The 26,930-nt window shown below is 43.1% G+C and carries 25 protein-coding genes; 19 read left to right on the forward strand and 6 right to left on the reverse strand.

All coding sequences use genetic code 11. From position 1 onward, the window contains the following. Positions 1 to 61 precede the first annotated feature (61 nt). The 4 genes from ACFQ3Q_RS03165 to ACFQ3Q_RS03180 all read left to right on the forward strand — a co-directional run bounded on the left by ACFQ3Q_RS03165 (position 62) and on the right by ACFQ3Q_RS03180 (position 5,933). On the forward strand, positions 62 to 3,046 hold the full coding sequence (locus ACFQ3Q_RS03165; protein ID WP_380742827.1) for a GEVED domain-containing protein: 2,985 nt from the start codon (positions 62 to 64) through the stop codon (positions 3,044 to 3,046). A 92-nt stretch (positions 3,047 to 3,138) separates the two neighbouring features. Then, on the forward strand, positions 3,139 to 3,900 hold the full coding sequence (locus ACFQ3Q_RS03170; RefSeq protein ID WP_380742829.1) for an exodeoxyribonuclease III: 762 nt from the start codon (positions 3,139 to 3,141) through the stop codon (positions 3,898 to 3,900). A gap of 13 nt (positions 3,901 to 3,913) precedes the next feature. Then, positions 3,914 to 4,876, forward strand: coding sequence for an OmpA family protein (locus ACFQ3Q_RS03175; RefSeq protein WP_380742831.1), 963 nt, complete (start codon positions 3,914 to 3,916; stop codon positions 4,874 to 4,876). 22 nt (positions 4,877 to 4,898) lie between these two features. Then, positions 4,899 to 5,933 carry an NADP(H)-dependent aldo-keto reductase gene (locus tag ACFQ3Q_RS03180; RefSeq protein WP_380742833.1) on the forward strand — a complete coding sequence of 345 codons (1,035 nt, stop codon included), beginning with the start codon at positions 4,899 to 4,901 and terminating at the stop codon, positions 5,931 to 5,933. Between the two features lie 11 nt (positions 5,934 to 5,944). Here ACFQ3Q_RS03180 and radA read toward each other — a convergent pair whose 3' ends face one another. The 5 genes from radA to panC are packed head-to-tail and all read right to left on the reverse strand — an operon-like array spanning position 5,945 to position 10,702. Next, a complete protein-coding gene (gene radA / locus ACFQ3Q_RS03185; protein ID WP_380742835.1) occupies positions 5,945 to 7,309 on the reverse strand; it encodes a DNA repair protein RadA in 1,365 nt (454 codons plus the stop codon). Positions 7,310 to 7,328: 19 nt separating this feature from the next. After that, positions 7,329 to 8,477, reverse strand: coding sequence for an alpha/beta hydrolase (locus tag ACFQ3Q_RS03190; protein ID WP_380742837.1), 1,149 nt, complete (start codon positions 8,475 to 8,477; stop codon positions 7,329 to 7,331). Between the two features lie 40 nt (positions 8,478 to 8,517). After that, on the reverse strand, positions 8,518 to 9,483 hold the full coding sequence (locus tag ACFQ3Q_RS03195) for a lysylphosphatidylglycerol synthase transmembrane domain-containing protein (RefSeq protein ID WP_380742838.1): 966 nt from the start codon (positions 9,481 to 9,483) through the stop codon (positions 8,518 to 8,520). 7 nt (positions 9,484 to 9,490) lie between these two features. Then, positions 9,491 to 9,841 carry an aspartate 1-decarboxylase gene (panD, locus tag ACFQ3Q_RS03200; protein WP_380742840.1) on the reverse strand — a complete coding sequence of 117 codons (351 nt, stop codon included), beginning with the start codon at positions 9,839 to 9,841 and terminating at the stop codon, positions 9,491 to 9,493. Positions 9,842 to 9,850: 9 nt separating this feature from the next. Continuing rightward, entirely contained in the window at positions 9,851 to 10,702 is an 852-nt protein-coding gene (panC, locus tag ACFQ3Q_RS03205; protein ID WP_380742842.1) for a pantoate--beta-alanine ligase, read from the reverse strand. A 111-nt stretch (positions 10,703 to 10,813) separates the two neighbouring features. On the opposite strand from panC, the gene ACFQ3Q_RS03210 reads away from it, so the two are divergent. From ACFQ3Q_RS03210 to mnhG, 12 genes are all read left to right on the forward strand, one after another. Beyond that, positions 10,814 to 11,626, forward strand: coding sequence for a glycogen/starch synthase (locus tag ACFQ3Q_RS03210; protein ID WP_380742844.1), 813 nt, complete (start codon positions 10,814 to 10,816; stop codon positions 11,624 to 11,626). A 14-nt stretch (positions 11,627 to 11,640) separates the two neighbouring features. Next, positions 11,641 to 13,215 (forward strand): DUF4270 domain-containing protein, encoded by a 1,575-nt coding sequence (locus ACFQ3Q_RS03215; protein ID WP_380742847.1) that lies wholly within the window; start codon positions 11,641 to 11,643, stop codon positions 13,213 to 13,215. 18 nt (positions 13,216 to 13,233) lie between these two features. After that, positions 13,234 to 15,081 carry a glutamine--fructose-6-phosphate transaminase (isomerizing) gene (gene glmS / locus ACFQ3Q_RS03220; protein ID WP_380742849.1) on the forward strand — a complete coding sequence of 616 codons (1,848 nt, stop codon included), beginning with the start codon at positions 13,234 to 13,236 and terminating at the stop codon, positions 15,079 to 15,081. Positions 15,082 to 15,348: 267 nt separating this feature from the next. Continuing rightward, a complete protein-coding gene (gene atpD, locus ACFQ3Q_RS03225) occupies positions 15,349 to 16,860 on the forward strand; it encodes a F0F1 ATP synthase subunit beta (RefSeq protein ID WP_380742851.1) in 1,512 nt (503 codons plus the stop codon). 10 nt (positions 16,861 to 16,870) lie between these two features. After that, positions 16,871 to 17,164, forward strand: a complete 294-nt coding sequence (locus ACFQ3Q_RS03230) for a FoF1 ATP synthase subunit delta/epsilon (RefSeq protein WP_380742853.1) — start codon at positions 16,871 to 16,873, stop codon at positions 17,162 to 17,164. Between the two features lie 299 nt (positions 17,165 to 17,463). Next, the gene (locus ACFQ3Q_RS03235; RefSeq protein ID WP_380742855.1) at positions 17,464 to 19,773 is read left to right on the forward strand and encodes a putative monovalent cation/H+ antiporter subunit A; all 2,310 of its coding nucleotides are present in this window, start codon (positions 17,464 to 17,466) and stop codon (positions 19,771 to 19,773) included. A 26-nt stretch (positions 19,774 to 19,799) separates the two neighbouring features. Continuing rightward, a complete protein-coding gene (locus tag ACFQ3Q_RS03240) occupies positions 19,800 to 20,213 on the forward strand; it encodes a Na+/H+ antiporter subunit B (protein WP_380742857.1) in 414 nt (137 codons plus the stop codon). 3 nt (positions 20,214 to 20,216) lie between these two features. Beyond that, complete coding sequence (locus ACFQ3Q_RS03245) at positions 20,217 to 20,570, forward strand: Na+/H+ antiporter subunit C (RefSeq protein ID WP_380742859.1); 354 nt, start codon at positions 20,217 to 20,219, stop codon at positions 20,568 to 20,570. Then, a complete protein-coding gene (locus ACFQ3Q_RS03250; protein ID WP_380742861.1) occupies positions 20,567 to 22,093 on the forward strand; it encodes a proton-conducting transporter transmembrane domain-containing protein in 1,527 nt (508 codons plus the stop codon). The genes ACFQ3Q_RS03245 and ACFQ3Q_RS03250 overlap by 4 nt, the downstream gene beginning before the upstream one ends. After that, positions 22,093 to 22,569 carry a Na+/H+ antiporter subunit E gene (locus ACFQ3Q_RS03255; protein WP_380742863.1) on the forward strand — a complete coding sequence of 159 codons (477 nt, stop codon included), beginning with the start codon at positions 22,093 to 22,095 and terminating at the stop codon, positions 22,567 to 22,569. Before ACFQ3Q_RS03250 ends, ACFQ3Q_RS03255 begins: the two co-directional genes overlap by 1 nt. Then, positions 22,566 to 22,844 (forward strand): monovalent cation/H+ antiporter complex subunit F, encoded by a 279-nt coding sequence (locus ACFQ3Q_RS03260; protein ID WP_380742865.1) that lies wholly within the window; start codon positions 22,566 to 22,568, stop codon positions 22,842 to 22,844. The genes ACFQ3Q_RS03255 and ACFQ3Q_RS03260 overlap by 4 nt, the downstream gene beginning before the upstream one ends. Further along, a complete protein-coding gene (gene mnhG / locus ACFQ3Q_RS03265) occupies positions 22,841 to 23,254 on the forward strand; it encodes a monovalent cation/H(+) antiporter subunit G (RefSeq protein ID WP_380742867.1) in 414 nt (137 codons plus the stop codon). The genes ACFQ3Q_RS03260 and mnhG overlap by 4 nt, the downstream gene beginning before the upstream one ends. On the opposite strand, the gene ACFQ3Q_RS03270 is transcribed toward mnhG, so the two are convergent. Then, positions 23,245 to 23,706, reverse strand: a complete 462-nt coding sequence (locus ACFQ3Q_RS03270; protein WP_380742869.1) for an MgtC/SapB family protein — start codon at positions 23,704 to 23,706, stop codon at positions 23,245 to 23,247. The genes mnhG and ACFQ3Q_RS03270 overlap by 10 nt on opposite strands. A 34-nt stretch (positions 23,707 to 23,740) precedes the next feature. Between ACFQ3Q_RS03270 and ACFQ3Q_RS03275 the strand changes: the two genes are divergently transcribed. From ACFQ3Q_RS03275 to bioA, 3 genes are read left to right on the forward strand one after another with little or no spacing between them, the layout of a single operon-like run. Further along, positions 23,741 to 24,892, forward strand: coding sequence for an aminotransferase class I/II-fold pyridoxal phosphate-dependent enzyme (locus ACFQ3Q_RS03275; protein ID WP_380742871.1), 1,152 nt, complete (start codon positions 23,741 to 23,743; stop codon positions 24,890 to 24,892). Between the two features lie 36 nt (positions 24,893 to 24,928). After that, a complete protein-coding gene (gene bioD / locus ACFQ3Q_RS03280; RefSeq protein ID WP_380742872.1) occupies positions 24,929 to 25,561 on the forward strand; it encodes a dethiobiotin synthase in 633 nt (210 codons plus the stop codon). Then, positions 25,554 to 26,846 (forward strand): adenosylmethionine--8-amino-7-oxononanoate transaminase, encoded by a 1,293-nt coding sequence (gene bioA / locus ACFQ3Q_RS03285; protein WP_380742874.1) that lies wholly within the window; start codon positions 25,554 to 25,556, stop codon positions 26,844 to 26,846. The genes bioD and bioA overlap by 8 nt, the downstream gene beginning before the upstream one ends. Positions 26,847 to 26,930: the final 84 nt, after the last annotated feature.

Raw genomic sequence — 26,930 nt, forward strand, 5'->3', positions numbered from 1 at the left:
TTTAGTTTTATATATGACGATATTGATTATTTTTAAGGAATATTTCAGGAAGATTTTGATAATGAGAAAATTTTACGCCTTACTCTTTTTTTTATTTCTTTTTCAAACCAATGCAATCGCGCAAAAAGGTGAGGTTTCAGCACCTCTTTATATTGAGACCTCTAAGCCTGTTCAGGGTTCGGCATTTTCTGAATCTGAGCTTATTCCTGCCGGAGAAGAATATGAAATATATAATCCGCGTGAACGCGGAATAAGTAAAGTAGTTCCCGGGAAAGGACTTCCAAGAGGCGGAGACCCTGTAATGCAGAGAACTATGGGGAATGTGCCCTCAAGAGCACCTCTTTTTAGTTTTAACGTTGCAGAAACCAAAGCTACGCCTACAGATCCCACCGGAGTGGCAGGACCAAACCATTATGTGAATGCTTATAATTCTGCATTTTCAATATATGATAAAGAGGGAAATCAGCTTCTTCCTCCTGTTTCGCTTTCAAGTATAGGAGGGGAGTTTGAAAATGAAAGTGATGGGGATCCAATTGTGGTTTATGACGGGTTTGCCGACAGGTATGTGATAAGCCAGTTAAGCACTTCACCTAACAGTGTGTTGATAGCGGTTTCCAAAGGTCCAGATCCGGTTAATGACGGGTGGTATACCTATAGGTTTACCACACCTGGTCTCGGTATCAGAAGAGTTCCGGATTATCCTAAGATCTCTGTCTGGGGGGATGGTTACTATATTACCAGTAATAAAGATGCCTTATCTCCGGAAGATAATGAAGTGATCTTTGTAGTAGAACGTGAGAAAATGTTAATTGGCGAACCTGCGCGGGTATTATCTTTTCCGCTGCCGGGAATCAAAAACAATGGGTTTTATAGTCCTGCCGGGTTCAATGCCCGCGGAAACGAAAATCCTCCCCTGGGGAATGCGCCAATAGTATATCTTCAGGACGATGCCTGGGAAGGGGTTAGTGAAGATCATTTGAAGATATGGGAAGTGAATGTGGATTGGAATAATCCTGCAAATTCTTCGGTCTCAGAATCCCAGGAATTGGGAGCTGCTGAAGGGGTGTCTGCCTTCCGGTCGGTTTTTGACGGGGGTGGGCATCGCAACTTGGCACAGCCGGAAGAGGCCGGAGATATAGATGCACTTCAGGCGATAATGATGTATTCAACCTCATTCCGCCGATTTGAGACCCACAATTCGGTAGTGATGAATTTTGTTGTGGATGTAGAGCCCACAGCGGCTAAACACGCCGCAATAAGGTGGTACGAGTTAAGGCAGCCACCAAACGGAGGCGACTGGAGCGTGTACCAGGAAGGAACCTATGCACCTGATGGGAGTGACAGGTTTTGTGGCAGTATAAACATAGATGCCGAGGGGAATATTGGATTGGGGTATGCTGTGGTCAATGACAGTCCTTCCAATCCTGTTTTTCCATCTCTCCGTTTTACCGGGAGATACTTTTATGATGAACCGGGTATAATGACGATCGAGGAACAGAGCATTGTAGAAGGACAAAGCCCTAATCCCGATTTTAAATACGGGAGATATGGAGATTATTCACATTTAAGTGTTGATGCGGCCGATGGCCTTACTTTCTGGTTCAATGGAGAATATTTTGAAGGAGATCAAAGAATTAACAAGGTAGGTGTCTTTAAGATACAGCCGGAACTTGATAATGACCTAGGGATTGTTGCCCTGCTTGAGCCTGAAAATGCGACTTTAGGCAGTTCAGAAGAAATCTCAGTAAGTGTCAGGAATTTTGGGGAATTACCTCAATCCGGCTTTGAGGTAAGCTATACTGTTGATGGTGGGGAAATGGTAACCGAAGTTTTTGAAGAAACAATTCAGCCTGGAAGTTCTGTTAAATTTACCTTTTCTGAAACTGCCGACCTTTCAGAAATAGGAACCGAGTATGAACTGGTGGTGTCTACTGAATTAAACGGGGATGGAAATATGGATAATGATGCCTTTACCGCAATAGTGAAAAATCTTCCGCCTGTTGATGGTGGAGTGACCTCTATAGATGCTCCGTCTTCAATGCGTTTGCTTGGAGGTTCGGAAGCGATTACCGTGACCATTGAAAATCTGGGGGGAATGCCTCTGCAGGATATTCCGCTTTCCTATGATATAGGTTATGGGCCTGAGGTTCGTGAGGTGTTTGAAGGGGAGATCCCTGTAGGAGACTATGCAGTTTATACTTTTTCTGAAACTGCCGATCTTTCTAAAACCGGAAAATATACTATTAGAGCCCGTACGAATCTGGAGGGAGATGCAAGGCCTTCTAATGATGAAACCCTCAAAAACCTCGTAAATATAAATTGTATTCCGGAGGGATCGGATTGTAGCCTGGGGGACGGCCTGTTTTATTTTGAACTGAATGGAGTGGAAAATGATAATATACGTTGTGAGACGGGTTATGGAGATTTTACAGGCAGTGGCATAGAGCTGGACAGGGCGGAAGAGGATTTTAGCGTAACTGTGGAAAGCGCCTGGGCTAATGGGGATGATGAACAATTCTCGATGTGGATCGACTTTAATGATAATGCCGTTTTTGAAGATAATGAACTACTTATTGACTCAGAGGTTATAACTGAGGCCAGCACCCGGCTTAGTTATGATTTTAGTCTGCCTCAGGGGGCAGCTCTCGGGCAGCATCTGTTACGCATACGTGCCGGGGATACTTCCTTTGCCGGCGACCTTAATGACCCTTGTAATGTGATGGGCTACGGGACCACCCACGATTATACCGTGAATATTACAGACAGTACCTTAAACCTTGAAGATTTTATTCTGAATGATGCGAAACTTTATGTACTTAACAGGGTAAATAATCAAATAAGGATCGTGCTCGAAACAACTTTTGATGAACCATTACAGATTACCGTTTTTGATATTCTGGGACAGAAAATGCTGCAGAATTTTATGGAAAAGGAAGAGGAAGCTTATGTTTATAACCTTGATATGTCTTATGCTGCTAAAGGAGTTTACCTGCTTAGGGTTGGTACCGGGAAAGTCGGAAAAGTGCAGCGATTTATTGTGAAATGATAACCAAAATCTTTACTTCTATATAGGTTCTTTATAAACTTCATACTTGCCAATTTTTCTAATAAGTCTATTTTTGAGGAAAATTGAACCTTATGAAGATCATCTCCTACAATGTTAATGGAATTAGAGCAGCCCTGCGAAAAGGTTTTTTAGACTGGTTGCAGCAGGCCAATCCCGATGTGGTTTGTTTACAGGAAATTAAAGCGATGCCGGAGCAACTGGACCTTTCTGTTTTTGAGGAAGCCGGATTCCCTTATCATTACTGGTATCCCGCTCAGAAAAAAGGATACAGCGGGGTGGCTATTTTAAGTAAGGTCGAACCTAAGAACGTGAAGTACGGGACCGATATTGAATATATGGATTTTGAAGGCCGAAACATCAGGGCCGATTTTGAAGATTTTTCGGTAATGAGTCTCTACCTGCCTTCGGGAACCAATATCGAAAGGCTGGAGCATAAGTTCAAGTTTATGGATGATTTTCAAGGCTATATAGATGACCTGAAAGAAGAGATTCCAAATCTTATAATTTGCGGAGATTATAATATTTGCCACGAGGCTATAGACATTCACGATCCCGTGCGTCTGAAGAATGTTTCCGGCTTTCTTCCGGAAGAGCGCGAATGGATAGATAATTTTATGAAGAGCGGGTTCATAGATTCCTTCCGTCATTTTAATGATGAGCCGCATAATTATTCCTGGTGGAGTTATCGCGCCAATGCCAGGGCTAATAATAAAGGCTGGAGAATAGACTATAATCTTGTAGCCGAACCCCTGCAAGAAAAGCTGAAAAGAGCCGTTATATTACCTGAAGCCAAACACAGCGACCATTGTCCTGTGATGGTAGAACTCAAATAAAAAACATCCAATTATGAGAAAGCATTTCCTTCTTGCTGTTACTTCAGCTGTATTGTTAAGTTCCTGTGTGTCTTCAAAGGTCTATAAAGACCTAGAAAGCCGTCACGCCGATCTGAAAAGGGAAAACCGGGAACTACAGGAAGACCTGGATAAATTCAGGGATAGCAGTGAAAGCCTGGGGCAGGAACTGGAGGAACTTAATAAACAATATAAAGCAACTGTTGCAGAACGTGACCTTCTTAAAGACCAGCTTGCTTCAACAAAAAGCAATTATGATAATCTGAAGAAATCCTACGATGCGTTGGAGAAGAACAGCTCTGCAGCTATTGCTGAAAACTCCAGGCAAAACCGTGAGTTGCTTGCCCAGCTGGAAGAAAAGGAAAACGTGCTTGCCGCAGAGCAGAGCAGGCTGGAGAAACTTCAGAAAGATCTTGATGCCCGTTCCAGAAGGATAGATGAACTGGAGAGCCTTATCGCTGCTAAAGACGCCAAGATGAATGCACTTAAGGATGCCATCTCCAAAGCTCTGACCAATTTTGAAGGTAAAGGTCTTACCGTTGAGCAAAGGAACGGGAAGGTGTATGTTTCTATGGAAAATAAGCTTTTGTTCGATTCAGGCAGCTGGGCGGTGAATTCTGAAGGCCGGAAAGCGGTCCAGCAACTGGGTGCCGTACTTGCTGAAAATCCTGATATCGCTGTGCTTATAGAAGGACATACCGATAATGTGCCTTATGGCGGAAGCGGACAGCTAAAAGACAACTGGGACCTTTCCACAAAAAGGGCTACTGCCATTGTTCAGATCCTCAGAGAGAACGGCAATATAGATCCGCAGAACCTTACGGCTGCCGGGCGTGGGGAATATGCTCCTGTCGCGACCAATGAAACCGCTGAAGGCCGGGCCAAGAACAGGAGAATTGAAGTGATTCTGACTCCTAAGCTGGATGAGGTTGCAAAATTGCTTAACGAAACCGAATAATTACAACCGAAAGAAAAATTTAATGAAGTACAGCACTTTACCCAATACCGATATAAAAGTCAGTAAGATATGCCTTGGTTCTATGACCTGGGGACAGCAGAATACCGAAGCTGAAGGCCACGAACAGATAGATTATGCCCTGGATAAGGGGGTGAACTTTATCGACACGGCCGAGATGTATGCGGTGCCTGCTCGTCCTGAAACCCAGGGAAAGACCGAAGAGATCATAGGGACCTGGTTTAAAAAGACCGGGAGAAGGGATGAGGTGGTGCTTGCTTCAAAAGTTGCAGGCCCCGGAGAACAGGTGGCGCATATCCGTGAGAATTTAGGCTTTTCTAAAGCAGCTATGGAAGACGCCCTGGATAAAAGCCTGAAAAGACTCCAAACAGATTATATAGATCTTTACCAGCTGCACTGGCCGGAAAGGAAGACCAATTTCTTCGGAAAACGAGGTTTTTCAGCAGATGCCGATGAGGAGTGGGAAGATAATTTCAGGGAGATTCTTGAGCATCTTGACGGATTTATAAAAGAAGGAAAGATCAGGCAGATTGGGCTTTCTAATGAGACTCCTTTTGGCCTGATGCGTTTTTTGGAGGAAAGTAAAAGCGGCCTTCCAAGAGTAAGCACGGTTCAGAATCCTTATAGTTTGCTTAACCGGAAGGATGAAATTGGCCTGACCGAAATTTACCATCGCGAGAATGTGGGCTTGTTGCCTTATTCTCCTCTGGGAATGGGAACCCTTTCAGGGAAATACCTGAACGGCACACCGGAGAATTCACGGCTGGCTTTGTTCCCTCAGTATAAAAGATATTCAAACGAACAGGCAGTGAAGGCTACAAGGGCCTATAATGAAATAGCAAAAAAGCATAATCTCAGCCTTACGCATCTGGCGCTGGCCTTTGTGAATCAGCAGCCATTTGTGACCGGAAATATCATCGGGGCTACCACGATGGAGCAGCTTAAGGAGAATATTGAAAGCATCAACATAGAGCTTTCCAACGAGATCTTTGAAGAGATAAATAAAGTGCACGAAGCCATACCGAATCCTGCGCCTTAATGGCCCGGGGTTTACCCGAAGAGGTGGCTCACCACGTCCTCTATCTTCGCAACCTTTATCACTTGGATGTTATAGCTGTTCTTGGGAAGTTTGCTCTGCTTTGAGATGATGATCTTCGCAAAACCGAGCTTTTCAGCTTCTATAATGCGCTGTTCCACTCGCGTTACAGGCCGAATTTCACCTGCCAGTCCTACTTCTGCCGCAAAGCAAATGTCTTTTTCAACGGGGATGTCTTCATTTGAAGAAAGAATGGCGGCAATTACTGCAAGGTCTATCGCGGGATCATCTACAGATATTCCTCCGGTGATATTCAGGAAGACGTCTTTTGCACCCAGTTTAAACCCGGCTCTTTTTTCGAGTACGGCCAGGAGCATATTCAGTCTTTTGGCGTTATAACCGGTAGTGGAGCGCTGAGGTGTGCCATAAACGGCAGTGCTAACCAGTGCCTGAATTTCGATCATTAAAGGCCTCATTCCTTCCAGTGTGGCAGAGATCGCCGTTCCGCTAAGGTCCTCCTGATTTTTGGAGATCAGGATTTCTGAAGGATTGCTCACCTCTCTTAGTCCGCTTCCCTGCATCTCATAGATCCCAAGTTCGTGGGTAGAACCAAAACGGTTCTTGTGCGCCCTCAGGATGCGGTATACGTGATTACGATCCCCCTCGAACTGAAGTACGGTATCTACCATATGCTCCAGAACCTTTGGACCTGCAATACTGCCTTCTTTGGTGATATGCCCGATCAAAATGACCGGGGTGTTGCTCTCTTTGGCAAATTTTATGAGCTCTGAAGTACATTCCCTTATTTGTGAAATACTTCCGGGAGAACTCTCTATATAATCGCTGTGAAGGGTTTGTATGGAGTCTATGATCACGATCTCCGGCGAAATGTTCTCGATTTGCCTGAAGATATTTTGGGTTTTGGTTTCGGTGAGGATATAGCAGTTAGCGGGATTAGGATTGATCCTTTCGGCTCGCATTTTTATTTGCTGCTGACTCTCTTCGCCCGAAACATAAAGCACTTTATAATTAAGCTGAAGTGAGACCTGAAGTAAAAGTGTGCTTTTTCCTATCCCCGGTTCTCCACCCAGTAGGGTGAGCGATCCGGGAACGAGTCCGCCGCCGAGAACGCGATCCAGTTCATTATTGCTGGTGGTCCAGCGATATTGAGGAGCGTTTTCAATTTCGGCTATTTTAAGTGGTTTAGAAGCTCGTTTTGCTTCTTTTGCCGCAGGAGATTTCCAGTCTTTGGGATCGGGTTTTTCAACCATTTCTTCCACAATGGTATTCCATTCTCCGCAGGCTGTACATTTTCCCTGCCATTTGGCATATTGCGCGCCACAATTCTGACAATAAAAAGCGGTCTTTACTTTGGCCATTTAAGCTTGATTTTTCCTGCTAATAACCGAAATCTTTTTTAATCTGTTCGGCTTTATCAAGCATAAAATCTACTGTTAAAAATGCAATTTTTTCCTGACCGTAGGCTTTTTTATAGGTTTTCATCGCTTTTTTAGGATTGCCGGTTTCCTCCTCATACCTGGCTTCAAAATAGGTGGCCAGCATCGTGTTGGGATAATGGTCTTCAGCAAGTTTGCTAAGATCCTTGTATTCATCCCATCTTTGTGTTTTTTCGATGGCATTGTAGACCGCCATAAAATCATTAAGCCTTATCTTTTTTTCTATTCCGAAAAGTTCGTTTATGGTCTCATATTTTTCCACGAGATAATCATAACCCGAAACCGTGGTTTGGAGAAGCACTTCTTCATAATCCCTGCGGCTTATTGGGCGAAAGACCTTGAACATCTCATCTATAGCTGAGGGAATTGCCTTCCCGACAAGGGTGTAATGCGTAGCGCCTTCAAAATTATCGAACTTATATTCCACCAGTTTGTTGTTGATGTTCTTCAACTGATTGTCAAAAGCCATAATCTTGGTCTTTAGCTGCGGGATATCATCGCTCCCGGTGGCCATATAGTACCATTTCTTGGTTTCAGAAGAGGAAAGGACTTTTGTGATACGGTCGGCCATTTCAGGGGCCAGATCGGGGCTTAGGTTTATATACCCCTGAAATATCGGTTCCGGCTTCAGGAGGTAATAATTGATGAAATTGGACGTAAAATCGTGACCAACGATCATCCTGAACGGCGCGGTACGGTACTTTTCGTCGATCTTCTGCAACAGTTCCATTCCCAGGAATTCAAAGAAATCCGCACCGGTATCGGCGGGTAAATAGCGCTGTTCGTCATAGAAACCGTCACTTTCACGGTGTCCTGCCTGGTTTACCCCGACTACGATCATTTCTGGCATATCTTCCCAGTAAGAGTAGTAATCGGTGATTCCGGCTACAGGTTCAAAGAGGTAATCCCCGTCAAGAACTACAAGAACAGGATAGGATTTTTCGGTATTGGCTTCGTAATTTCGGGGAAGCTGAATTTTTATCTCCCGTGTTTGCCCGAGTTTTTCCGAAGAAATGGTTTCATAAATAGTTTGTGCGGAGGCGATTACGGGCAGCATCACCAGCCACAGGCTGAGTAATTTTTTTGTCATAGGTGTTGGTATTGGTTATCAAAGGTTTACAAGATAACCATTATTTCTTACGGTTGAAAATGGGAAGGATAAGGAAGGAAAGTCCTCCGAAGATCAGTACTACCAGGGTCTGCGTGGCCCAGGTGATCCAGCCGAAGGCCTCCCCGCTTTGTTTGCTTATGCCAAAAAGGAGTAAAACAGCGCCTATAGTAACCGGATAAACACCAATACCGCCGTTAGTAGCTGAAATTGCGAAAGAACCTGCGATAAAGGCAGCCATAATCGCTCCTGCGCTCATTCCTGTAGTGCCGGGAATGCTGAAGGTGATGGTGTAGAACATAAGCAGGTACATGATCCAGATAAAGGCCGTGTGGAAAATAAATGGCCATTTCTTCTTCATTTTCAGGATGCTGCGCATTCCTTCAAGCAGTCCCGCAGCCATTTTTCTTAGCTTAAGGATAAATTTGATGTTGGAAGTTTTTATCACGTAAAGGCCAACCACGCCTAGGGCTATTAAAAGAAGAAAAACCACGATGCTGAAGATGGGATTGATGTTGTTGGCCTCAAAATAAGCCAATAGGTGTTCGGTTTGAAGTACAAGAGCAATTAGGATAATAAGGAAAAGAGCAAGCAGATCTGCTATCCTTTCAGAAATAATGCTTCCAAAGCCTTTTTCAAAAGGAACTTTCTCGTAAGAAGAGAGGGTGACCGCACGAAGCACTTCTCCCGATCTCGGAATGCCGAAATTGGCCAGATATCCTACCATTACGGCCATAAAATTGTTAGCAAAATGCGGTTTGTAACCCAAAGGTTCCAGCATAAACTTCCAGCGATAGGCGCGGGAGAGATGGGATAAGGTGCCAAGAATAAAAGAAACCGCCACCCAAAAAGGATCGGCGGTTAGAATATTGTCAAGAAGTTCTTTCCTTTCTGCAGGAGTGGCGCTTTCCAGGGAATACCATATTAAAAAAATCCCCAGTAATAAGGGGAGTATAATCTTAAGCGCTTGTTTCGTCTTCCTGTTCAATTAAATTCTATGTCAGTAAATTGGTTTCTTCATTAGGAAATACAAGGGAGGGCTTGAATTTTTTTGCTTCTTCAAAATCCATAATGGCATAGGCGATAAGGATAAGCACATCTCCTTTTGCCACTTTTCTTGCGGCAGCACCATTAAGAGTGATCTCTCCTGAATTTCTTGGCCCCGGGATCACATAGGTTTCGAGCCTTTCTCCGTTATTGTTATTAACAATCTGCACCTTTTCGCCTTCAATAATATTTGCGGCTTCCATCAGGTCTTCATCAATCGTTATGCTTCCAATGTAATTAAGATCGGCTCCGGTAACTTTTACGCGGTGAATTTTAGATTTTACTACGTGAACTTGCATAGGGTAAAGTTAATTATTTAGGGCGATGTTATCAATAAGGCGCACATCATTTGCGTATGCAGCAATAAAGGCACGATATTGATTTCCTTTTCTTTTATGATTAATCTTTTTTAAGGTTTTGGTATTGGCAATCTCAAAATATTCCAATTCCAGGAAAGGGTGTGACTGAAATTGCTCTTCCACCCACCGGGTTATATATTCCGCACTTTTTGTGCCAAAAAGCTCCTTTGTTTCCAATAGGGTCTTGTAGATAAAAGAAGCCTCTTCCCTGTGTGAGTCACTTAGTCGTTCGTTTCTTGAACTCCTTGCTAAACCGGAATCTTCCCTTAGAATTGGGCAGCCTACGATCTCCACGGGAAGATTAGATTTTTCGGTAAGTTTCCTGATGATCTGAAGTTGTTGAAAGTCTTTTTCACCAAAGAAAGCCTTGTCTGGAGTTACTATATTAAAAAGGCGTTTTACAATGGTGCCAACCCCGTCAAAATGTCCGTTACGGAATTTTCCTTCCATTACATTCTCCAAACCGTCAAAGTCAAAGTGTTCAGAAATGATATTTTCGCCATAAAGCTCGTTGGCATTCGGGGCAAAAATCCAGAGATCCTGATCCAGTTGTTTTAGAAGTTCCAGGTCTTTCTCCAGGGTACGGGGATACTTCTCCAGATCTGTCGCGTTGTTGAACTGGGTTGGGTTAACAAAAATACTAACAACCACTTTGTCACAGGCCTTTAAGGCTTCTTTAACCAGTGATAAATGCCCCTCGTGTAAAGCTCCCATGGTAGGCACTAATCCGAGGCTTTTGCCTTCAGATTTAAGGGTGGCTATGGCGAACTTTAAAGGCTCTTTTTCCTTAAAAACCTGCATTTTAATTTAAAATTAACAGCGTGCAAACTTAATATATTACTGTCAATCTGCATAAATTTTTGTAATTTTGCGTGTTTTTTATTCGCAATCGCAATTAAAGCAATAAATTTTATGAAAGATAAGAGGATATTGTACGTCTCGTCTGAAGTTATACCTTACCTACCTGAAACTGAAATCTCATCCACCTCTTTTGAAGCTGCAAAAATGGTGAATAACCTTGGAGGGCAAATTAGAATATTTATGCCAAGGTTCGGGAACATCAATGAAAGGCGCCATCAGTTACACGAAGTGATTCGTCTCTCCGGGATGAACCTTGTGATCAATGACCTTGATATGCCATTGATCATTAAAGTGGCTTCTATTCCAAAGGAAAGGATGCAGGTATACTTTATTGATAATGAAGACTATTTTAAACGAAAAGCAACCCTAACCGATGAGGATGGGAATCTTTTCGAAGATAATGACGAGCGCGCCATCTTCTTTGCCAAAGGAGTAATCGAAACCGTTAAGAAACTTAACTGGTCTCCCGATATTATTCACGTTCACGGCTGGCTGTCTTCCCTGCTTCCGCTTTATCTAAGGCATTACTATGGGAATGAGCCATTGTTCAGCGATGCGAAAATTGTGACCTCTGTATACAATCAGGACTTTGAAGGAACGTTAGATGATAATATGCAGGAGAAAGTATTATTTGACGGCCTTGAGAAAGAAGATGTAAAACATCTAAAAAAGCCGAGTTTTGTAAATCTGGCTAAAACTGCCGTAGATAACTCAGATGCCGTGATTGTTGGAGGAGATAATATTCCGGAAGAACTTTCAAAATACCTAAATGGTCTTAAGAAACCGGTATTGCCATACAAAAACAGGGAAGAATTCGCCCAGGCTTACCAGGATTTCTACACCACAAAAGTTTTATCTCAATAGTAATTAAATAGCGAATGAATTTTAATAGAGCGATGATAAAAACAACGGCATTGCTTGTTGTTGTTTTTGGTTTTGTAGCATGTGATGATGATTTTAGTACCATAGGAGGTGAAATTATTGAAAATCCCACGGGGGTAGACCTGAGGGAGGTTGAAGTAGCTGCTTACAGTAAAAAAATAAACTCGGTTCAAACCAACGGGCTTCCGGCTAACTTACTTGGGGTGTATAATCATCCGTTGTACGGTCAAACCGAAGCAAGTGTGTTGAGCCAATTGTCTTTAACTACTGATGATCCTGATTTTGGTGAGGAGACAAAACTTGACAGCGTGGTGCTTCATGTTCCTTACTTCAGTACGGAAGAGGAGCCGGATGAGGCAGGGAATAAGATGTATAGGCTGGATTCCATTTTCGGGGAGAGCCCTTTTAAGCTTTCAGTTTACGAGTCCGGATATTATTTAAGCGGCTACGACCCTGATACTGATTTTGAACAGGCGCAGAAATACTATTCAGATCAGCAGGAGGTGTTTGAAGAGAATCTTGTGAATGGTCCGCTTTACGAAAATGACAATTTCATTCCTTCAGAAAACAGGATTACCGACTATACTATAGACGGGGAAGGTGAGGCCGATACCATTGTGTCTCCGCCTGCCTTGAGAATTAAACTTCCGGTGGAGTTCTTTGAACAGAAGATACTTGCCAAGGAGGGGACTTCGGTTCTGTCAGGGAACAGTAATTTCAGAAACTATTTCAGAGGTCTTTTCTTTAAGGCTGAGGCTTTGAACGGAGAAGGGAATATGATCCTTTTCAGTTTAAGAGGAGAGGAAGCCGGGATCACGATGTATTATACTCACGAAGTGGAAGAAGAAAATAGTGAGGGTGAGACCGAAACGGTTGAAAAAAGAGCCAGCTATAAGTTCGCCTTTGGCAGCAATATTGTAAATACTTTCCAGGGAGAATTTCCGGAAGACCTTCGGCAGGAGATACAAAACAGTGACCCTGAAGAAGGAGCGGAAAATCTTTACCTAAAAGGAGGGGAAGGAAGTATGGCTATTGTGGAATTGTTTTCGGAAGAGGGTGTTCTGGAGGAAGTTCGTTCTAGTGACTGGCTGATTAATGAGGCGAATCTTAGCTTCTATGTAAATCAGGATAAACTGAACGGAGTGAATGAGCCGGAAAGGATTTACCTGTATGATCTGGATAATAATACGATCCTTGCAGATTATTCCTTTACCAAGGATTTTATAGGAGGAGCCATAGATGATGATCCGCTTAATTCGCTTACGGAGTTTTCTTCAAGACTTGAAAGGGATGAGGATGAAAACGGACTTAAGTATACGGTAGATATTACTCAGCATGTGAATAATGTGATCAATAAAGACTCCACGAATGTGAAGATTGGGGTGGTGGTGACTCAAAACATCAATGATGTGGTGACTACAGCATTAAGAGACACTGAGAATGAAACTGTAAAAAGAATTCCGAGAATGTCGGTTCTTTCCCCTAAGGGAACTGTGCTTTACGGAAACCGTGAAGAAGATGAAGATAAAAGATTAAAGCTAAGAATCTACTATACAGATATTAATCAATAAAAAACCAATAACTATAATATGTGCGGAATTGTAGGATATATTGGACATAGGGATGCCTATCCCATTGTCCTGAAAGGGCTTCAGCGTTTGGAGTATCGAGGATATGACAGTGCAGGAATTGCGCTATTTGACGGAGCTGAGCTAAAAATGAGCAAAACCCAGGGTAAGGTTGCCGACTTAAAGAATAAACTGGAAAGTGAAATAAATACCAGCGGAACTGTTGGGATTGGTCATACCAGATGGGCCACACATGGGGAACCTAACGATGTTAACTCTCACCCACATTACTCTAATTCCGGAGATCTTGTGATTGTTCATAACGGAATTATAGAAAATTACGATGCCCTTAGAAAAGAGCTGAAGTCTCGTGGATATACCTTCACCAGTGACACCGATACCGAGGTTCTTGTTAACCTGATTGAGGATGTGATCGTGAAAGAAGGCGTGAAGCTTGGGAAAGCAGTGCAAATAGCGCTTAACCAAACGGTTGGTGCCTATGCTGTTGCTGTTTTTAACAAGTCTAAACCAGACGAGATTGTTGTGGCGCGGTTAGGAAGCCCGCTTGCCATCGGGGTTGGGGAAGATGAATTTTTTGTCGCTTCAGATGCATCTCCATTTATCGAATTCACCAATAACGCGATCTACCTTGAAGACGGGGAGATGGCTGTTGTGAGAAGAGGTAAGCAGGTGAAAGTTAGAAAGATCAAAGATGACTCTTTGGTGGACCCTTACGTCCAGGAGTTGCAGCTTAACCTTGAAGAAATAGAGAAAGGTGGTTACGATCACTTCATGCTGAAAGAGATCTATGAGCAACCCAATGCGATAAGCGATACCTATAGGGGGCGTATGTTGCCGGATCAGGGTATAATAAAAATGGCAGGTGTTGATGATAATATTGACAGAATCGCCAATGCAAAACGAATTTTGATCGTTGCCTGTGGGACTTCCTGGCACGCCGGGCTCGTAGCCGAATATATTTTTGAAGATCTTGCCAGAATTCCTGTTGAAGTGGAATATGCTTCAGAATTCAGGTACCGTAACCCTATCATTACCGAGAATGACGTGATCATTGCGATCTCTCAAAGTGGTGAAACTGCCGATACAATGGCGGCTATCAAGCTTGCTAAGGAAAAAGGAGCTTTCGCTTTTGGGGTATGTAATGTGGTTGGTTCTTCAATTTCCAGAGAAACCCACGCTGGGGCTTATACCCACGCGGGGCCTGAGATTGGGGTGGCTTCAACCAAAGCTTTTACAACCCAGATCACAGTATTAACCCTTATGGCGCTTAAGCTGGCCAAGCATAAAGGAACGATCTCTAATTCAGATTTCAGGTATCATTTGCAGGAGCTGGAAAGAATTCCGGGGAAAGTGAAAGAATCTTTAGAATCTGATAATCATATCAAGGTGATCTCAGATATCTATAAAGATGCTCGCAATTGCCTGTATTTAGGAAGGGGTTATAACTTCCCTGTTGCGCTGGAAGGGGCATTAAAACTTAAGGAGATCTCTTATATACACGCTGAAGGTTATCCTGCTGCCGAAATGAAGCACGGGCCTATCGCGCTTATAGATGAGCAGATGCCGGTAATTGTGATCGCTACCAGAAAAGGACATTACGAAAAAGTGGTAAGTAATATTCAGGAGATCAAATCCAGAAAAGGAAAGATCATCGCTGTGGTTACCGAAGGAGATACCGAAGTGAGGGAGCTTGCAGATCACGTGATCGAAGTTCCGGAAACTATCGAATCTTTAACGCCGCTTTTAACTACTATTCCGTTGCAGTTACTGTCTTATCATATAGCAGTAATGCTTGGGAAGAATGTGGATCAGCCGCGTAACCTTGCAAAATCGGTTACTGTAGAGTAATCTGCATTAAGATCAATGATATACAAAACCTCTCCGTAAGAAAACGGGGAGGTTTTTTATTTTTCACCGGCTTGAATATCAGGAAATGCCTCAGTTTTTCTGCGCTCGTGAAAGGGGTGAAAAAGTTATGAAGAGATCGGTATGATTTTATCAATAAAAAACTATCTTTGCAGCCTGAAAAAGACCTGCGTGGAATTTATTTTTTTATAAATCAATCGGATAGGTTTTTTTAAGATTTTAAAATACTAAACATTAAAGAATTAGATAATGTCTAAAGTCACAGGTAAAGTTGCCCAAATTATTGGTCCTGTAGTTGACGTTGTGTTCGACTCAGAAAACGCTGAATTGCCAAAGATTTACGATTCTTTGGAAATTACAAGAAAAGACGGTTCCATATTAGTACTGGAAGTGCAGTCGCACATTGGTGAAGATACCGTAAGAACTATTTCAATGGACTCTACCGATGGATTGAGTAGAGGGGTTGAAGTTTTATCAACCGGAGCGCCAATCCAAATGCCGGTGGGTAAAGATGTATATGGTCGTTTGTTCAACGTAGTTGGTGATGCCATTGATGGATTAGGAAATCTTCCTAAAGCCGGAAAAGATGGTCTTCCAATTCACCGTGAAGCACCAAAATTTGAGGATTTATCTGTTTCTACTGAAGTGCTTTTTACCGGGATCAAGGTTATTGACCTTATCGAGCCTTATGCAAAAGGTGGTAAGATTGGACTATTCGGTGGTGCCGGGGTAGGTAAAACAGTACTTATTCAGGAATTGATTAACAATATTGCAAAAGGTCACGGTGGTCTTTCGGTATTTGCCGGTGTAGGTGAACGTACCCGTGAAGGAAACGACCTTTTGAGAGAGATGCTTGAATCTGGTATTATCAAATACGGAGACGACTTCTTGCACTCTATGGAAGAAGGCGGATGGGACCTTAAGAAAGCCGATAAGGAGGCGATGAAAGAATCTAAGGCTACCTTCGTATTCGGACAGATGAATGAACCTCCTGGAGCACGTGCTCGTGTGGCTCTTTCTGGTCTTACTATTGCGGAGTACTTCCGTGATGGAGCCGGAGAAGGTCAGGGGAAAGACGTTCTTTTCTTCGTAGATAACATTTTCCGTTTTACCCAGGCAGGTTCTGAGGTGTCAGCACTTCTTGGACGTATGCCATCAGCGGTAGGATACCAGCCAACGCTTGCAACCGAGATGGGTGCAATGCAGGAGCGTATTACTTCTACCAAGAACGGATCTATTACATCTGTACAGGCGGTTTACGTACCTGCGGATGACCTTACTGACCCGGCGCCAGCAACAACCTTTGCCCACCTGGATGCGACAACAGTACTTTCCCGTAAGATTGCCGAGCTTGGTATTTACCCGGCGGTAGATCCTCTTGATTCAACTTCAAGGATTCTTACTCCGGAGATCTTAGGGGATGAGCACTATAAATGTGCGCAAAGAGTAAAAGAGTTGCTGCAGCGTTATAAGGAATTACAGGATATTATTGCGATCCTTGGTATGGAAGAGCTTTCAGAAGAAGATAAGCTTGCCGTATCACGTGCAAGACGTGTTCAGCGTTTCCTTTCTCAGCCATTCCACGTAGCCGAGCAGTTTACCGGGCTTAAAGGAGTGCTTGTAGATATTAAAGACACCATTAAAGGCTTTAATATGATTATGGACGGAGAGCTTGATAAGTATCCTGAAGCTGCCTTTAACCTTAAGGGAACTATTGAAGAAGCTATCGAGGCCGGAGAGAAAATGCTTGCTGAAAACTAAAATAAGTTAGATGTATTTAGAAATAGTAACTCCTGAAGCAGTAGTTTTTAAAGCGGAAGTTGATGCGGTAAAAGTTCCCGGTGTGAACGGGGAATTTCAAATGCTGAACAATCACGCTCCTATTGTTTCCAGTTTAGCTGAAGGAGAGGTGAAGATCAACCTTACTTCTGATAACAGGAAGGTTTTAGAAGAATTGTCTGAAGACTTCCGAAAAGATGCTGCCAATAACAGTGTGTTGTATTATACCATTGATGGCGGAGTTCTTGAAATGAAAGATAACAGAGCCATTATTTTGGCAGACTAATCTGAAAAGATCATTTAATAAAAAAGTAAAGCCGGGTTTTGCCCGGCTTTACTTTTTTATAGGTATTAATTTCAGTTTAATTAAATTAGGAATTATCAGCAGATTTTAAACTTTAAGAAATCAATTTTGAAGGTATCTTCAGGTATTTAAGAAACCTGTTGTAAATTTCAAATTTTAGAATATAAAAAAATAGCAACCTTCTATCTCCGGTTTAATGTGATTATTTTAAGTAAAAGCTGAACCTAAAAACTTAATTATAACTCTTATATTTGCGGGGAACGGAATTTTTTTAGAAAAAGATGCTAACAGCAATACTTTCAGGCTTTTTATTCGCAATTTTTTTGGTGTTCGCGGGGAAGATTTTCAAAGGAAAATTCGCCGTTCTTACAGCATTGCTCCCTCTGGGGCTTTTTCTTTATTTTACACAATTCCTCTCTGATGTAGCAAATGGAAAGGTGATAACCAAGACTATTGAGTGGGTTCCCTCCTTTGGGGCAAGTCTCAGTTTTACCTTAGACGGCTTGTCTTTACTGTTTTCCCTTATGATAACGGGGATTGGTTTTCTGGTGTTTGCCTATACTGCAGCTTATTTAAAACGACATACATATCTGGACAGATTCTATGGTTATCTCAGCGTCTTTATGGCGGCTATGCTTGGCCTGGTATTGTCCGATAATCTTATCACCTTATTTGTATTCTGGGAACTAACAAGCATTAGCTCTTTTTTCCTTATTGGGTTTAATAATACAAATCCGGCTTCCAGGAAATCGGCATTAACAGCATTGGGTGTTACGGGTCTTGGTGGAATGTTTCTGCTGGCTGCCGCCCTCTTGCTGGGTAATATTTCCGGAACTTATAGTATTGCCGAAATGCTCACAATGAAAGAAGCTATAGGCGGAAGTGAATATTACTGGCTTGCGGTAGTGCTCCTTTTTGGTGCAGCTTTTACCAAGTCTGCCCAGTTTCCATTCCATTTCTGGCTTCCTGGGGCTATGAAGGCTCCAACACCGGTTTCTACCTATCTGCACTCTGCAACGATGGTAAAGGCCGGGGTTTATCTTTTAATGCGTTTTACACCTGTTCTGGGTGGGCAGGATATATGGAACACTACGCTTATTGCAGTAGGAGGTGTTACGATGCTGTATTCTGCTTTTCATTCGGTTTTCAGGACAGACCTCAAAGGGATCCTTGCATATTCTACAATTTCAGCCCTTGGAATCCTGGTGTTTTTAACGGGACTTGGGACCAGCGAGGCCTTTCTTGCCGCTGCTATCTTTATTGTAGTGCACGCACTTTATAAAGCTACCCTGTTCCTGGTAACGGGAGTAGTAGACCTTCAGTCAGGAACCAGGGATACCACGGTGTTGTCCGGGCTTAATAAAGTAATGCTTCCCGTTGGGATCGCAGGTTTTCTTGCTGCAATCTCCAGTGCCGGAATTCCGCCAAGTATTGGTTTCCTTGGGAAAGAGCTTACTTATGAGGCGACTATGCACGCCGGCGGACTTACTATTTTGCTGGTGGTGGCGATTGTCCTTACAAAAATATTATTGCTGTGGGCCGGGTTCGTGGCAGGAATAAAACCATTTACCGGAAAACTGCCGGAGAAATTTTCTGAAGTAAAAATGCCCAGCGTTCTTATGTGGGTGCCACCGGTATTATTGGCTTTACTGGGGATCATTTTTGGTGCTTTTCCCGCAATTATAGAAGCACCGCTCATTAAGCCTGTGGTAAAGGCGCTTGGAGGGGATGCAGGAGAGCAGCATCTTGCCCTGTGGCACGGTTTCAATATGGTTTTCGTGCTTAGTTTGATCACAATTGGAGTCGGGACCCTGCTGTATTTTATACTTAAACCTTCTTCCAGGAAAGAAGACGCTATGGCCAGATTGGATTTTATTGCTCCGGAAAACCTGATGTGGAAATTCAACAGGGCTTTCAGCTGGTTTTCGAACTTGTGGACCAATATTTTTCAGAACGGATACCTGCGAAATTATGTTGCGATAATCATCCTTTTTATGGTGGTTCTTGTAGGTTATACCTTGCTTATAAGCAGCAAGATGGTAATTGACTACAGTAGCCTTGCCGAGGTTACCGCTTATGAGATTGCAATTATGCTTATTATGCTGCTGTCAATTCTGTTCACTGTATTTACAGATTCGAGGTTGGCAGCCGTTGCAGCAATGGGGATCGTAGGTCTGGCAATTTGTGCCATCTTTGTGTTTTACAGTGCGCCTGATCTTGCGATGACGCAATTTTCGATAGATACACTAACTGTAATTCTCTTCGTGCTTGTACTCTACAGGCTTCCAAAGTATCTGAAACTTTCCGATTATAAGATGAGGATCAGAGACGGAGTGTTGTCTTTGCTTTTCGGAGCTTTAATCACGCTTCTGGCGCTTGAAGTACTTTCGGAACCTGCAAATAGCGATATTGCGGACTTTTATGCCAAAAACGCATATCTTATGGCGCACGGAAAGAATGTGGTGAATGTGATCCTGGTAGACTTCAGGGGAACTGATACTATGTTAGAAATTTCGGTACTTGCTATTGCAGCCATTGGGGTTTTTGGTCTGTTGAAATTAAGACTTAAAACTTCAGACAGGGTTAAATAATATTAGAACTAAAAGAATATAAATCAATGAGAACCATAATACTTAAAACAGCTTCCAATTACCTGTTGCCGGTGTTGCTGCTGTTCTCTGTTTTTATCCTGCTTCGCGGCCACTATTTGCCGGGCGGAGGTTTTGTGGGAGGTCTTGTTGCTTCTATTGCCTTCGTGTTGCATTCCTTTGCTAACGGACTTGGGGATACTAAAGACCTTATAAAATTCCATCCTGGCTTTTTAATGCCTGTAGGGCTCGCTTTGGCATTTTTGAGCGGCTTGTCCCCCTTGATCTTGTTCGATGAACCTTTTATGACCGGTTTATGGATGCACAATCCTTTGCCGGTAATAGGAACCATTGGGTCTGCCCTGTTCTTCGATATGGGGGTTTACCTGGTAGTGGTGGGAGTGACCCTCACTATAATTTTCACAATCTCAGAATCAGCATAAACTATGGAAATTCTATTAGCTATTATGGTTGGGGTTCTTTATGCTGCCGGGATTTATATGATCTTGCGTCGAAGCCTGGTAAAGCTTATCATCGGGATCATCCTGCTTGGGAACGGTGCCAACCTGCTTATATTTTTACTGGGAAGGATCACCAAAGGGGCTCCGCCAATAATTCCTGAAAACTCAAAGGTTTTTATTGAAGCCTATGCCGATCCTGTGCCCCAGGCATTGATATTGACCGCAATCGTAATTAGTTTCGGGTTACAGTCTTTTGCCATTATTCTTGTGAAAAGAGCTCACAAAGTGGTGAAAACCGATGATCTGGATGAAATGAACGCAACCGACGAAGATTCATGACACAACAATTAATTATATATCCGTTACTGCTTCAGCTTCTTTTGAGCATTATCTTAATGTTCTTCTGGAAAAAGATCGAATGGCAGCGTGTAATAAGTATTGTGGGGAGTGCTGTGGTTCTTGGTGTAGCCACCCTGGTGTTCTATTATATCTGGCAGAACGGAACTCAGACCATTCAGGCCGGTAGCTGGAAAGCTCCGTTTGGGATCACTTTCGTTGCCGATGCCTTTGCAGCCACCCTTGTACTGTTAACCTCAATTTCGGGGCTTGCAGTTTCCTGTTTTTCTTCGGCCTCTGTAATCCCTGACAGGCTGAGATTTGGTTATTTTCCAATATTCCATTTCCTGTTACTTGGATTAACCGGAGCTTTTTTAACAGGAGATATCTTTAACCTCTATGTATGGTTCGAGATCATTATTATCAGTTCATTTGTACTTATTACCATTGGTGGAGAGAAAGCACAGCTGGAAGGGGCTGTAAAATATTTTACCCTGAATATCCTGGCGTCCATTATTTTTCTTACTGCTATTGCGGTAACTTATGGGTTGACGGGAAGCCTTAATATGGCCGATCTTGCCCTTAAAGTTCCTGAATTAAAGAATCAGGGTCTGGTAGATGTGGTAGCTATTCTGTTTATGATAGGTTTCGGAATCAAAGCCGGGGTTTTCCCGCTTTATTACTGGCTGCCTGCCTCATACCATACTCCGCCTTCGGCTGTTTCCGCTATTTTTGGTGGTTTGTTGACTAAGGTTGGAGTTTATGCCTTGATAAGGGTGTTCAGTCTTGTTTTTCCTGAAAATGCTTTCTTAAGTCAAATCCTTCTCATAATAGGAATTCTAACGCTCTTTAGCGGTGGAGCTGGTGCACTTGTTCAGAATAACATCAGAAAGATATTTTCATACCTCATTATTTGCCATATCGGGTATATGATAGCAGGTCTTGGGATGTTCACTAAAGTGGCCATTGCAGGTGCCATTTTTTATCTTATTCACGATATTGTGGTAAAGACCAACTTGTTTATGATAAGCGGGCTTATCTACCGAATTAAAGGCTCTAACAGTATGCGGAACCTGGGTGGTTTCTACTCACAGTATCCCAGACTGAGCTTATTGATCTTTATTCCGCTGTTTTCCTTGGTGGGGATTCCGCCATTGTCCGGGTTCTGGCCCAAATTATCACTTATAAGCGCCGGTTTTACCAATGGAAATTATATTACCGTGGCGGCTATAATATTTGCCAGTTTTATCACCCTCGTGATTATTGCCAGGTTCTGGTCTGAGGTTTTCTGGAAAAACCCCGAAGAAAGACCGGAAAACCCGAAATTTGAATATTTCAGGGATATCCGTAAATTACGTAAAGTACAGTTTGTGGCTCCAATAATTTTTCTGAGTCTTGTATCTCTTTATATAGGTTTTGGAGCAGAGCATATACAGGTGCTTTCAACAAGAATTGCAGATGAGCTTTTAAACACCCAGCAGTATGTAGATGCTGTGTTGAATAACCAATCTCAAACAATGCACTAATGAAGAACAGGTTTGTATCGAATCTTTTACTCACCTTTATCTGGGTGGCTCTTACAGGCGATTTTTATTTCGCAAATTACCTGTTTGGATTCATCCTGAGCTTTTTTATTATGTGGCTCATTACCGGTGGGCGTGGCAGGGCAAAATATTTCACCCTTGTTCCCAGCCTTATCGGGTTTTTATTGTTCTTCCTGTATGAATTGATAAAAGCGAATATACAGGTGGCTTATGAAGTAAGTACCCCGCATTACAAGATGTCACCGGGAATAGTGAAAATTCCTCTGGATGTGAAATCAAATGTTGGGATCACCTTGCTGGCCAACCTTATTTCTTTAACTCCCGGAACCTTAAGCCTGGATGTCTCTAACGATAAAAAGGTGCTTTTTGTGCACGCGATGTATATTACCGATAAGGAGGAGTTTATAAAAGGAATAAAGAACGGATTTGAAAAACGTATTTTGAATATATTGAGATGACGCTGGACGACTATCTATATTACGTGATTTTACCAATACTGGCCCTGGCCTTATTGCTGATATTTTATCGGTTTTTGAAAGGACCAAGTATTGCAGATAAGATCATTGCCGTAGACCTCTCTATTACCACCGGAATCGGGATCATAGGGATCTATACCATAGTAAGTGATCAATCCACCTTGTTGGATACGGCTATGATACTTGGCCTTATCGCATTTTTAAGTACGGTGGCTTTCTCATATTATCTCGAAAAAAGAAGCAGAAAAAAGAAATGACATCAATTCTTATCGCCATATTAGCCACACTGGGTGCTGTCTTTGTTTTGCTGGCAGCAGTAGGACTTATCCGGATGCCTGATACTTACTTACGGATCTCGGTAACCACCAAGGCTGCGACCCTTGGGGTCGGACTGCTTTTAGTGGCTACAGCGCTTCATTTTTTTGATCACTCTACTACCTCAAGGGTGATCGTAATCATCCTGTTTATTTTCCTTACCGCCCCGGTTAGTGCGCACCTTATTGGCAGGGCGTCATATTTCATAGGGGTAAAACTATGGAAAGGCTCGGTAATGGATGACCTTCGGGGAAAGTATCAGAAGAATTCCCATATTCTTAAAAGTGAAATCGACGATACCCCTGAGGATAACATAGACCATACCCGCAAAGAGGATTGGGATCAACCCTGATCTGGTTCAGATTTTTGTTCTTCTCCCTTTTTCTTTCCCTTTTTTCTAAGCCGGTGCTCCACATAGCTAAAGCCCATATTTGTCACCAGTACTATCGCTGAAAGTACTGCCAGCTCCTTGTACATATCAACTGCAGCCAGACAACCGGCTCCTGCACTACACCAGGTAGTTGCGGCCGTGGTAAGTCCCGTAACACTTTTCCCATGTTGGAGTATGGCTCCGGCGCCAATAAACCCTATCCCGGTAACAACCTGGCCGAGTACCCGGGTGATGTCAACATATTCTTCCCCTCTGAATTCCAGGGATAGCAGAATGAAAACGCAGGACCCGACAGCCACCAACGCATTGGTCTTTAAGCCTGCATGCTTGCCGCGCAGCTCACGCTCGGCACCAATAATAAGACCAGCAATTAATGCCGTTCCAATTCGCATACTAAAATCTGCCAGTTCCATATATTTGAAGTCTTAAAGTTGTAATTTCGTGCCTATGCAAAGTTTCCCACTAAAATTAGAGAAAAGCCTGCAGAATAGAAAGCAGGAAAACTCTTTTAGGGAATTACCTATAGAGGCTACTCTTGTGGACTTCTCCTCTAATGATTACCTGGGGTTTGCCAAAAATGCTGAAATCTTTAGGCGTGCTTTACAAATTCTGAAGGAATACAATCTGGAAATAAACGGGTCTACGGGTTCAAGACTGCTTTCCGGGAATCATAGTCTGTTTTCCCGGGCTGAAAAATTGATAGCAGAAACTCACAATGCTGATACTGCGCTTATCTTTAATTCCGGCTATGATGCCAATATTGGATTTTTTTCGGCTCTGCCTCAGAGAGGAGACCTTGTGTTTTATGACGAACTGGTTCACGCTTCTATAAGGCAAGGGATTTCAGGGGGTAAGGCAAAGGCTTATAAATTCACCCATAATGACCTTCGGGATCTCGGGGAGAAAATAGAGCGGACCAAAAAAAATCATCCCAATGCCGAGGTGTATGTGGTTACCGAATCGGTGTTTTCTATGGACGGCGATATCCTCGATCTCAGATCTTTTGCCCGGTTTTGCGGTGAATATGGATCTTACCTGGTTATAGATGAAGCACACGCTACCGGGGTTTTTGGTAATATTGGAGAAGGGCTCGTGGGGAAACTCGAACTTGAAGACAAGGTCTTCGCCCGTATTCATACTTTCGGAAAAGCTATGGGGTGTCACGGGGCAGCCATTCTCGGGAGTAAGCAATTGAGGGATTATCTTGTCAATTTTTCCAGGAGTTTTATCTATACCACGGCTTTACCGCCGCACGCGGTAGCCACTCAAATTGCGGCTTACGAGTATTTGAAGACGGCAGCTGAAATTGAAGTATTGGAAAAGAACATCCGGTTTTTCAGGCGGGAGCTGGAAGATAAAAGATTAAAGGACATATTCATCGAAAGCCGTTCTGCCATTCATTCCTGTGTGATTCCCGGTAATGAAAAGGTAAAGCAGGTAGCAGAATTATTAAGGAAAAGTAATTTTGACGTAAAAGCGATCCTTTCGCCAACGGTTCCTAAGGGCAGGGAAAGGCTTAGATTTTGTATTCACGCCTATAATTCAGAAGCAGAAATTTCGGAGGTCTTGGAACTCTTGGGTAACTTTGTGGCTCAATAATTCTGATGTCTAAATATAAAGGACAATTTCAATAAGATGTCACAAACATATTTTATTACGGGAATAGGGACCGAGGTCGGGAAGACCATCGTTTCGGCAATAGTGACCCAGGCCCTGGAAGCCGACTACTGGAAGCCTGTTCAGGCCGGAGATCTTGATAACTCCGACACGCACAAGGTGAAAGACCTGATCGGAAATAAGAAGACGGTTTTTCATCCCAATGCTTTTCAGCTGAAGACGCCAATGAGCCCGCACGCTGCAGCCGAGATCGATGGTGTTGAGATCAAGCCTGAAGAGATGAAAAGACCGGTCACGGATAATGACCTTGTGGTAGAAGGGGCCGGCGGTTTACTGGTACCCCTGAATAACTCCCGGACCATAGCCGATCTCATAAAACCATCAGATAAGGTGATCCTTGTCTCAAGACATTACCTGGGAAGCATTAATCATACCCTGCTAAGTGCTGAGGCCTTAAAACAACGAGGACTTAAGTGTCATGGGATTATCTTCAGCGGGGCTGAAAATCCTTCTACCGAAGATATCATCAGGAAAATGACAGGCCTTCCCGTGTTGCTGAGAATAGATGAAGAGGAGTCGTTTTCAAAAGAAACGATAAATAAATATGCCGGTAGGTTAAAACCGGTACTTGAAAAGATGAAAAATGAGTAAGACTAACATATCCGGAAATAAGCATTTATCTGAACGTGACCAGAAGCACTTATGGCACCCGCTTACCCAGCACAAGGTTTCTCCGGAAATGCTGGCTATTACCCGGGCCAGCGGAGCCAGGATTTTTGATGAGGACGGAAAGGAATATATAGACGGGATAGCTTCCTGGTACACCTGTATGTACGGACATTGTAATGAGGCTATTACCTCTAAGGTAGCCAGGCAGATGCAGGAACTGGATCAGGTTGTCTTTAGCGGATTTACCCACGAGCCTGCAGTGAAGCTTTCTGAAGCCTTGATGGAGATCCTGCCTGAAAATCAGCAAAAGTTATTCTTTAACGATAATGGGTCTACGGCAACCGAGATCGGGATCAAAATGGCTTTGCAATATCATCACAATCTTGGGAATGACAGGAAGGTAATGCTGGCTTTTGAAGAGGGCTTCCACGGGGATACCTTCGGCGCAATGTCGGTTTCCGGACTTTCGGTTTATAATGGCGCTTTTAAAGACCACTTTATTGCGGTGGTGCGCATTCCTGTTCCAAACGGCGAGAACAATACCGAAGTGGTAAGAAAGCTGAAGGAGCTGGTTTCTGATTATAAGATAGCCGGCTTTATTTACGAGCCTTTAGTGCAGGGAGCGGCAGCAATGAAAATGCACGATGCCAAAGGTCTTGATGATATCCTCAGGATATGTAAGGAAAACGAGATCGTTTGTGTTGCAGACGAGGTGATGACGGGCTTTGGGAAAACCGGTAAATATTTCGCTTCAGATTATCTTGAGACCAAACCTGATGTTATTTGTATGTCTAAGGCTTTGACCGCGGGACTTTTACCAATGGGGCTTACTTCCTGTACGCAGGAGATCTATGATGCCTTTTATTCAGAAGATATTTCGAAAGGGCTTTTTCACGGGCATACCTACACCGCCAACCCTCTTGCCTGTACCGCGGCATTGGCCGGGGTGGAACTGCTTACTTCCGAAGAAATCCAGGCAGATATAAAAAGGGTGATGGAGTCTCACCGTAGATTTGCTGAAAAGATCAAGGATCATCCAAAAGTTACCAATTCCAGACAGCTGGGAGTGATCTATGCTTTTGATCTTAATGTGAAAATGGAGCGCTACGGAAACCTCAGGAATAAACTTTTCAAGTATTTTATGGACCAGGGCGTCTTTCTTCGTCCTCTTGGGAACACCATATATATAAGCGCACCCTATGTGATTTCAGATGCCGAACTCGAAAAGATATATAGCAGTATAGAGCAGGTACTTGAGGAATTTTAAACCGGAATAAAAATTCCGGCTGTTGAAAAATAATTGAAAAAGCATTCTTTTTATTCCGTATTTTTAATAGCTAAAGCTGTTGGG

It is taken from the genome of Salegentibacter chungangensis, assembly GCF_042678405.1.
Taxonomy (GTDB): Bacteria; Bacteroidota; Bacteroidia; order Flavobacteriales; family Flavobacteriaceae; genus Salegentibacter_A; species Salegentibacter_A chungangensis.

What these genes read in the sequence shown, in the direction of transcription:
- mnhG (WP_380742867.1), top strand. Translation starts at nt 22,841, where the DNA reads ATGACATCAATTCTTATCGCCATATTAGCCACACTGGGTGCTGTCTTT.
- ACFQ3Q_RS03210 (WP_380742844.1), top strand. Translation starts at nt 10,814, where the DNA reads ATGAAAGATAAGAGGATATTGTACGTCTCGTCTGAAGTTATACCTTAC.
- ACFQ3Q_RS03215 (WP_380742847.1), top strand. Translation starts at nt 11,641, where the DNA reads ATGAATTTTAATAGAGCGATGATAAAAACAACGGCATTGCTTGTTGTT.
- ACFQ3Q_RS03250 (WP_380742861.1), top strand. Translation starts at nt 20,567, where the DNA reads ATGACACAACAATTAATTATATATCCGTTACTGCTTCAGCTTCTTTTG.
- ACFQ3Q_RS03175 (WP_380742831.1), top strand. Translation starts at nt 3,914, where the DNA reads ATGAGAAAGCATTTCCTTCTTGCTGTTACTTCAGCTGTATTGTTAAGT.
- bioD (WP_380742872.1), top strand. Translation starts at nt 24,929, where the DNA reads ATGTCACAAACATATTTTATTACGGGAATAGGGACCGAGGTCGGGAAG.
- panC (WP_380742842.1), bottom strand. Translation starts at nt 10,702, where the DNA reads ATGCAGGTTTTTAAGGAAAAAGAGCCTTTAAAGTTCGCCATAGCCACC.
- ACFQ3Q_RS03165 (WP_380742827.1), top strand. Translation starts at nt 62, where the DNA reads ATGAGAAAATTTTACGCCTTACTCTTTTTTTTATTTCTTTTTCAAACC.
- radA (WP_380742835.1), bottom strand. Translation starts at nt 7,309, where the DNA reads ATGGCCAAAGTAAAGACCGCTTTTTATTGTCAGAATTGTGGCGCGCAA.
- ACFQ3Q_RS03190 (WP_380742837.1), bottom strand. Translation starts at nt 8,477, where the DNA reads ATGACAAAAAAATTACTCAGCCTGTGGCTGGTGATGCTGCCCGTAATC.
- ACFQ3Q_RS03240 (WP_380742857.1), top strand. Translation starts at nt 19,800, where the DNA reads ATGAGAACCATAATACTTAAAACAGCTTCCAATTACCTGTTGCCGGTG.
- bioA (WP_380742874.1), top strand. Translation starts at nt 25,554, where the DNA reads ATGAGTAAGACTAACATATCCGGAAATAAGCATTTATCTGAACGTGAC.
- atpD (WP_380742851.1), top strand. Translation starts at nt 15,349, where the DNA reads ATGTCTAAAGTCACAGGTAAAGTTGCCCAAATTATTGGTCCTGTAGTT.
- ACFQ3Q_RS03235 (WP_380742855.1), top strand. Translation starts at nt 17,464, where the DNA reads ATGCTAACAGCAATACTTTCAGGCTTTTTATTCGCAATTTTTTTGGTG.
- ACFQ3Q_RS03245 (WP_380742859.1), top strand. Translation starts at nt 20,217, where the DNA reads ATGGAAATTCTATTAGCTATTATGGTTGGGGTTCTTTATGCTGCCGGG.
- panD (WP_380742840.1), bottom strand. Translation starts at nt 9,841, where the DNA reads ATGCAAGTTCACGTAGTAAAATCTAAAATTCACCGCGTAAAAGTTACC.
- ACFQ3Q_RS03270 (WP_380742869.1), bottom strand. Translation starts at nt 23,706, where the DNA reads ATGGAACTGGCAGATTTTAGTATGCGAATTGGAACGGCATTAATTGCT.
- ACFQ3Q_RS03255 (WP_380742863.1), top strand. Translation starts at nt 22,093, where the DNA reads ATGAAGAACAGGTTTGTATCGAATCTTTTACTCACCTTTATCTGGGTG.
- ACFQ3Q_RS03275 (WP_380742871.1), top strand. Translation starts at nt 23,741, where the DNA reads ATGCAAAGTTTCCCACTAAAATTAGAGAAAAGCCTGCAGAATAGAAAG.
- ACFQ3Q_RS03170 (WP_380742829.1), top strand. Translation starts at nt 3,139, where the DNA reads ATGAAGATCATCTCCTACAATGTTAATGGAATTAGAGCAGCCCTGCGA.
- ACFQ3Q_RS03180 (WP_380742833.1), top strand. Translation starts at nt 4,899, where the DNA reads ATGAAGTACAGCACTTTACCCAATACCGATATAAAAGTCAGTAAGATA.
- glmS (WP_380742849.1), top strand. Translation starts at nt 13,234, where the DNA reads ATGTGCGGAATTGTAGGATATATTGGACATAGGGATGCCTATCCCATT.
- ACFQ3Q_RS03260 (WP_380742865.1), top strand. Translation starts at nt 22,566, where the DNA reads ATGACGCTGGACGACTATCTATATTACGTGATTTTACCAATACTGGCC.
- ACFQ3Q_RS03230 (WP_380742853.1), top strand. Translation starts at nt 16,871, where the DNA reads ATGTATTTAGAAATAGTAACTCCTGAAGCAGTAGTTTTTAAAGCGGAA.